Annotated in this window: 4 protein-coding genes; all 4 read left to right on the forward strand. The window is 61.6% G+C overall.

What is annotated here, in order from left to right:
* Nucleotides 1–58: 58 nt before the first annotated feature.
* The 4 genes from HX823_RS03160 to ligA all read left to right on the forward strand — a co-directional run bounded on the left by HX823_RS03160 (nt 59) and on the right by ligA (nt 7,778).
* The gene (locus HX823_RS03160; RefSeq protein WP_028617494.1) at nt 59–718 is read left to right on the forward strand and encodes a GntR family transcriptional regulator; all 660 of its coding nucleotides are present in this window, start codon (nt 59–61) and stop codon (nt 716–718) included.
* A gap of 2 nt (nt 719–720) precedes the next feature.
* Complete coding sequence (gene smc / locus HX823_RS03165) at nt 721–4,209, forward strand: chromosome segregation protein SMC (RefSeq protein ID WP_177074096.1); 3,489 nt, start codon at nt 721–723, stop codon at nt 4,207–4,209.
* A 259-nt stretch (nt 4,210–4,468) separates the two neighbouring features.
* On the forward strand, nt 4,469–5,332 hold the full coding sequence (gene zipA / locus HX823_RS03170) for a cell division protein ZipA (protein ID WP_016979286.1): 864 nt from the start codon (nt 4,469–4,471) through the stop codon (nt 5,330–5,332).
* A gap of 88 nt (nt 5,333–5,420) precedes the next feature.
* On the forward strand, nt 5,421–7,778 hold the full coding sequence (ligA, locus tag HX823_RS03175; RefSeq protein ID WP_177074097.1) for an NAD-dependent DNA ligase LigA: 2,358 nt from the start codon (nt 5,421–5,423) through the stop codon (nt 7,776–7,778).
* The last annotated feature ends 43 nt before the right edge of the window (nt 7,779–7,821 follow it).

Raw genomic sequence — 7,821 nt, forward strand, 5'->3', positions numbered from 1 at the left:
GCGAGCCAATGCGCTACACTGCCGCGCTTGTACCGATAGAAGATTTTGAAGGGAAAACATGACGTTCAAGGCGCCGGACAGTCTCGCCGAGCAAATTGCTCACCACCTCGCCGAACGCATCATTCGCGGCGATCTCAAGCCTGGGGAGCGGATCCAGGAGCAAAAGGTCACGCTGGCACTCAATGTCAGCCGTGGTTCCGTGCGCGAAGCCTTGCTGATCCTCGAACGCCGCCACCTGATCGCGATCCTGCCGCGTCGTGGCGCCCACGTCACCGAACTCACGGCGCACAAGGTGCAGAGCCTGTGCACCTTGATGGGCGAGCTGTACATCCTGCTCGGCAACGCGGTGGCCCAGGGCTGGCAGACCCAGGCCGACATGGCGCCGTTCATGCAGATTCAGCAGCGCCTGATCGCCAGCTTCGAGCGCCAGGACATCCGCGCCTTCGTCGAAGAAAGCTTCAATGTGATGCGCGCCGCGTACCCCTTCGCCAACAACCCGTATCTGCAGGAAACCGTCGAGAACCTGCAGCCGGCGATGAACCGCGCCTATTACCTGGCGCTGGATCAACGCAAGGCGTCCATGAGCGAGTACCTGGCGCTGTTCGAGCAACTGCTCGCCGCCGTACTGGCCCGTGACCTGCCGCAGATCCGCCAAGTGCTGTCGGCCTACGGCGAGCGCAGTTGCTCGCTGGTCATCGCTGCGTTGGCGGACGCCTAAACGTGCGGCTCAAGTGCATCAAACTGGCGGGGTTCAAATCCTTCGTCGACCCGACCACGGTGAACTTCCCCAGTAATATGGCGGCGGTGGTCGGGCCCAACGGTTGCGGCAAGTCGAACATCATCGACGCCGTCCGTTGGGTGATGGGCGAGAGCTCGGCCAAGAACCTGCGTGGCGAGTCGATGACCGACGTCATCTTCAACGGCTCCACCAGCCGCAAGCCGGTGAGCCAGGCCAGCATCGAACTGGTGTTCGATAACTCTGACGGCACCTTGATTGGTGAGTACGCGGCCTATGCGGAAATTTCCATTCGCCGCAAAGTGACCCGCGACAGCCAGAACAGTTACTTCCTCAACGGCACCAAATGTCGGCGCCGCGACATCACCGATATCTTCCTGGGCACCGGCCTGGGCCCGCGCAGCTACTCGATCATCGAGCAGGGCATGATCTCCAAGCTGATCGAAGCCAAGCCCGAAGACCTGCGTAACTTCATCGAGGAAGCGGCCGGCATCTCCAAGTACAAGGAGCGCCGCCGCGAGACCGAAAACCGCATCCGCCGCACCCATGAAAACCTCGCCCGCCTGACTGACCTGCGCGAAGAGCTGGAGCGTCAACTTGAACGCCTGCACCGCCAGGCCCAGGCCGCCGAGAAGTATCAGGAATACAAGGGCGAAGAACGCCAGCTCAAGGCGCAACTCTCGGCCCTGCGCTGGCAGGCGCTGAATGATCAGGTCGGCCAGCGCGAAGCGATCATCGGCACCCAGGAAATCAGCTTTGAAGCGCTGGTGGCCGAGCAGCGCAACGCCGACGCCAGCATCGAACGCCTGCGTGACGGTCACCATGACCTGTCCGAGCGCTTCAATCTGGTGCAGGGCCGTTTCTATTCGGTGGGCGGCGACATTGCCCGCGTCGAGCAGAGCATCCAGCACGGCCAGCAGCGCCTGCGCCAATTGCAGGATGATTTGAAGGAAGCCGAACGCGCACGCCTGGAGACCGAATCGCACCTGGGCCACGACCGCACCTTGCTGCTGACCCTTGGCGAAGAGCTGGACATGCTCACCCCCGAGCAGGAAGTTACCAGTGCCGCCGCCGAAGAAGCCGCCGCCGCCCTGGAAGAATCCGAAACCACCATGCATGGCTGGCAGGAGCAGTGGGACACGTTCAACCTGCAATCCGCCGAGCCACGCCGTCAGGCCGAGGTGCAGCAGTCGCGCATCCAGCAACTGGAAACCAGCATGGAGCGTCTGGCCGAGCGCCAGCGCCGGATGCAGGAAGAACGCGCATTGCTGTCCGCCGACCCGGAAGACGCGGCGATCATGGAACTGAGCGAGCAACTGGCCGAAAGCGAAATGACGCTGGAAGAGCTGGAAGCCAGCGAAGAACAACAAGTGGAGCGCCTTGAGCAATTGCGTCAGCAACTGCAACAGGCGACCCAGGCGCAGCAGCAGGCCCAGGGTGATTTGCAGCGGCTCAATGGTCGATTGGCATCCTTGGAAGCCTTGCAGCAAGCCGCGTTGGATCCGGGCACCGGCACTGCCGAATGGCTGCGCGATCAGCATCTGGCCGAGCGACCACGATTGGCTGAAGGCTTGAAAGTGGAGGCGGGCTGGGAGCTGGCGGTGGAGACCGTGCTCGGCGCCGACCTGCAAGCCGTGCTGGTGGATGATTTTGGCGGGTTCGACCTGTCCGGTTTTGCTCAAGGCGATTTGCGTTTGCTCAGCCCGGCCGCCGACGGCACGCGGGTGCCGGGGAGTCTGTTGGATAAGGTAGAGGCCGCGATTGATCTGTCGCCTTGGCTGGGCCAAGTCAAACCGGTCGAATCACTGGAGCAGGCCTTGGCTCGGCGCGGCCAACTCGGCGCCGGTGAAAGCCTGATCAGCCGCGACGGCTACTGGGTCGGCCGGCACTTCCTGCGTGTAAGTCGCGCCAGTGAAGCCGAAAGTGGCGTATTGGCCCGTGGCCAGGAAATCGTCAACCTGATCGCCGAACGCGAAGAACGCGAAGCCACCCTCGAAAGCCTGGAAACCGAACTGCAAACCCTGCGCGCCACCCAGCGTCAGCAAGAGACCGGTCGCGAACACCTGCGCCGCTTGTTGCAGGACGAAGCGCGCCAGCAAGGCGAACTGAAAGCCCAGCTTTCCGCGAGCAAAGCCAAGGTCGAACAACTCACTCTGCGTCGCACCCGTCTTGATGAGGAAGTGGCGGAGATGGGCGAGCAACGCGCCCTGGAACACGAGCAGATTGGCGAAGCGCGCCTGCAATTGCAGGAGGCCCTCGACAGCATGGCGCTCGACACCGAGCAGCGCGAACTGCTGCTGGCCCAGCGTGACAGCCTGCGCGAACGCCTCGACCGTGTGCGCCAGGAAGCCCGCCAGCACAAGGATCACGCGCATCAGCTGGCGGTACGCCTGGGTTCGCTCAAGGCCCAGCACGCGTCCACCGCCCAGGCCCTTGAACGCCTGGAGATGCAGTCCGAACGCCTCACCGAAAAGCGCGAACAACTGAGCCTCAACCTGGAAGAGGGCGAAGCGCCGCTGGAAGAGCTGCGCCTCAAGCTCGAAGAATTGCTCGACAAGCGCATGACCGTCGACGAAGAGCTCAAGACCGCGCAGATCGCCCTGGAAGACGCCGACCGCGAACTGCGCGACGCCGAAAAGCGCCGGACCCAGGCCGAGCAGCAATCCCAGCTGATCCGCGGCCAACTCGAACAGCAGCGCATGGAATGGCAAGCCCTGACCGTGCGCCGCAAGACCCTGCAAGACCAGTTGCTGGAAGACGGCTACGACCTGCACGGCGTGCTCAATACCCTGACCGCCCAGGCCAATGAGAAAGACGCCGAAGAAGAACTTGAGCGGATTGCCGCGCGTATTCAACGCCTCGGCGCGATCAACTTGGCGGCCATCGACGAGTACCAGCAACAATCCGAGCGTAAACGTTATCTGGATGCCCAGGACGCCGACCTGGTCGAAGCCCTGGACACCCTGGAAAATGTGATCCGCAAGATCGACAAGGAAACCCGTAACCGCTTCAAAGATACCTTTGATCAGATTAATGGCGGTTTACAGGCCTTATTCCCAAAAGTTTTCGGCGGTGGCAGCGCTTACTTGGAACTGACGGGCGAAGATCTACTCGATACAGGGGTGACGATCATGGCGCGGCCTCCGGGCAAGAAGAACAGCACCATCCATTTGTTGTCCGGCGGCGAAAAAGCCCTGACCGCATTGGCCCTGGTATTTGCCATCTTCAAGTTGAACCCGGCGCCGTTCTGCATGCTCGACGAAGTTGACGCCCCGCTGGATGACGCTAACGTTGGACGGTATGCACGGTTGGTTAAAGAGATGTCCCAGACCGTGCAGTTCATCTATATCACCCACAACAAGATCGCCATGGAGATGGCGGATCAATTGATGGGGGTGACGATGCACGAACCGGGCTGTTCACGTTTGGTTGCGGTGGATGTGGAAGAAGCGATGGCGATGGTGGAGTCTTGAACCATGCCGAGACAGAATTTTTATAGTGCGCGGTAAGACGCTTTACCGGTCTGGCGAAAGTGGCAAATGGACATATTTGTTCAAGGCATTTTGACAGACGGTGTAAAGTTATCTTTGGTCGTGCTAGTTTAATGTCAAATTTTCGTATGCGTGGGCAAAACGTCAGTCAGAACATAGAGTTGGCGCCACGTTTTAAAGCGGTTTGCACGTTGCTAAACCCCTTATTTTTCAGCATTTTTTATTAGAGGCACGGGATTACATGGAAATCGGTCTGCGCGAGTGGCTGATCGTCATCGGCATAATTGTCATTGCCGGTATTCTTTTTGATGGCTGGCGCCGCATGCGCGGTGGCAAGGGCAAGCTTAAATTCCGTCTGGACCGCAACCTGTCCAACTTGCCTGACGACGACGGCAGCGCCGAGCTGCTGGGGCCGCCCCGTGTGCTGGATACCCATAAAGAACCGCAACTGGACGAGCACGACTTGCCGTCGATGAGCGCGCCGGTGCGTGAAGCCCGCGAGCCGTCTTCCAAGCGTGGCAAGCGCGCCGCGCCGGTGGTGGCCGAGCCGCGCCAGGCCGACCTGGACCTGGACGTCGATGACGGCCCGAGCTTCAGCAGCCGCGACGATGATTTCCCGGATGAAAACGCGGGCAAGAACGCGCCGCGCCAATCCGTGAACGACCAGCCTGCCGCCGAAGAAGTGCTGGTGATCAGCGTGATCTGCCGCGATGCCGCCGGCTTCAAGGGCCCGGCTTTGTTGCAAAATATTCTGGAAAGCGGCCTGCGTTTCGGCGAGATGGATATCTTCCACCGCCACGAAAGCATGGCCGGTAACGGCGAAGTGCTGTTCTCCATGGCCAACGCGGTCAAGCCGGGCACCTTCGACCTGGACGATATCGACCTGTTCAGCACCCCGGCGGTGAGCTTCTTCCTCGGCCTGCCAGGCCCGCGTCACCCGAAACAGGCGTTCGACGTGATGGTCGCCGCAGCCCGCAAGCTGTCCCAGGAACTGAACGGCGAACTCAAGGACGACCAACGCAGCGTCCTGACCGCCCAGACCATCGAGCATTACCGTCAGCGCATCGTCGAGTTCGAGCGTCGCGCCCTGACACAAAAACGCTGAGGATTGCTCCTCGGCGTTGTCGGATAGAATAAGCGCACTAACATATTGAGCAGCTTCGGCTGCTCTTTTGCTTTCTGAGAGAACACCCATGACCGCCGCCCACACCCGCATCCTCGAACTGCGCGCTGAACTGGATCAGCACAACTACCGCTACCACGTCCTCGACGAGCCGAGCATTCCGGACGCCGAGTACGACCGGCTGTTCCATGAGCTCAAGGCCCTGGAAGCCGAGCACCCGGACCTGGTCACGCGCGACTCGCCGACGCAGCGGGTCGGCAGTGCGGCGTTGTCGGCGTTTACCCAGGTCAAGCATGAGATCCCCATGCTCAGCCTCGGCAACGCGTTTGATGAAACCACCATGCTCGAGTTTGATCGTCGGGTCACCGAAGGCCTGGACCTGCCGGCCGGCGATCTGTTTGGCGGTGGCGCGGCGGTGGAGTACAGCTGCGAACCCAAGCTGGATGGCCTGGCGGTCAGCCTGCTGTATCAGGACGGTGAGCTGGTGCGCGGCGCCACCCGTGGCGACGGTACCACCGGCGAAGACATCAGCGTGAACGTGCGCACCGTGCGCAATATCCCTTTGAAACTGCACGGCAACGGCTGGCCGGCGACCCTGGAAGTGCGTGGCGAAGTGTTCATGTCCAAGGCCGGTTTCGAACGGCTCAACGCCTCGCAGCTGGAAGTCGGCGGCAAGACCTTCGCCAACCCGCGCAACGCCGCGGCCGGCAGCTTGCGCCAGCTGGATTCGAAGATTACGGCTAGCCGGCCGTTGGAATTCTGCTGCTACGGCGTGACTACCGATATCAGCGACACCCATATCGGCAACCTGCAACAGTTGCAGAAATGGGGCATGCCCATCAGCCATGAGCTGAAGCTGGCCAAGGGCATCCAGGATTGCCTGGATTACTACCGCGATATCGGAGAACGCCGTAACAGCCTGCCGTATGAGATCGACGGCGTGGTGTTCAAGGTCAACAGCATCGCCTCGCAGCGTGAACTGGGTTTCCGTGCCCGCGAGCCGCGCTGGGCCATCGCCCACAAATTCCCAGCCCTGGAAGAGCTGACCGAATTGCTCGACGTGGAATTCCAGGTCGGGCGTACCGGCGCCGTCACACCAGTGGCACGCCTGAAGCCGGTCAAGGTCGCGGGTGTCACCGTGTCCAACGCCACCTTGCACAACATGGATGAAGTGGCGCGCCTGGGCGTGATGATCGGCGATACCGTGATCATCCGCCGCGCCGGGGATGTGATCCCACAGGTTGTGTCGGTGGTGCTTGAGCGCCGCCCGGAAAACGCCCGTGCGGTGCCGATCCCCGAGAGCTGCCCGGTGTGTGGCTCCCACGTGGAGCGCACGCAACTGGTCAAGCGCAGCAAGGGCAAGGAAACCGTCAGCGAAGGCGCGGTGTACCGGTGCGTTGGGCGACTGGCCTGTGGCGCGCAGCTCAAGCAGGCGATCATCCATTTTGTCTCGCGCCGCGCCATGGACATCGACGGCCTGGGCGACAAGACCATCGAGCAACTGGTGGATGAAAAGCTCATCGGCTCGCCGGCCGACCTCTACAAGCTCAAGTACGAACAGATCATCGACCTGGAAGGCTTTGCCGACATTTCCAGCAAGAAGCTGATCACCTCCATCGAAAACAGCAAATCCCCGACCCTGGCGCGCTTTATCTACGCCCTCGGCATTCCCGACGTTGGCGAGGAGACGGCCAAGGTGCTGGCGCGCTCCCTGGCCTCCCTGGAGCGCGTGCAGAAGGCCTTGCCAGAAGTGCTGACCTACTTGCCGGATGTGGGCCTGGAAGTGGCGCATGAGATTCATAGTTTCTTTGAAGACAGCCATAACCAAGACGTGATCGGCGCGCTGCTGTCGCCGCAAGAATGCGGCCTGCAATTGCAGGATGAGGGCGACCTGAGTGCCGAATTCTCCGCCAGCACCACCTTGGGCGGGTTGCTCGACAAGCTGCACGTGCCGAGCGTCGGTCCGGGCGCTGCGCAGAAGCTGGCGGACAAGTTCGTCACCCTCGAAGGCGTGATCAAGGCCGACTGGCTCGACATGCGCCAGGCCCTGCCCGAGAAGCAGGCCAAGGCCGTGCGCGAGTTCTTCGACAACGCCGAGAATGCCCGCCGCGCCCTGGCCATCGAGCAACAGCTCAAGGACTTCGGCATGCATTGGGACAGCGAGAAGAAAGTCGTCGAAGGCTTGCCCGAGGCCGGCCACACCTGGGTACTCACTGGCTCTCTGGAGTTGATGAGCCGCGACGTGGCCAAGGAAAAGCTCGAAAGCCTCGGCGCCAAGGTGGCGGGTTCCGTCTCGGCGAAAACCCACTGCGTGGTAGCGGGGCCGGGTGCGGGTTCCAAACTGGCCAAGGCCAGCGAGCTGGGCCTGAAGGTATTGGACGAAGAGGCTTTCGTCGCCTTCCTCGCCAAGCACAACATCACGGTCTGATAGCGTTTTGTGATGGGCTGGCTTTTGTAGTGAGCGGGCTTGC

Origin of the sequence: Pseudomonas sp. P7759 (genome assembly GCF_013386445.1) — a bacterium.
GTDB classification, from domain to species: Bacteria; Pseudomonadota; Gammaproteobacteria; order Pseudomonadales; family Pseudomonadaceae; genus Aquipseudomonas; species Aquipseudomonas azotoformans_A.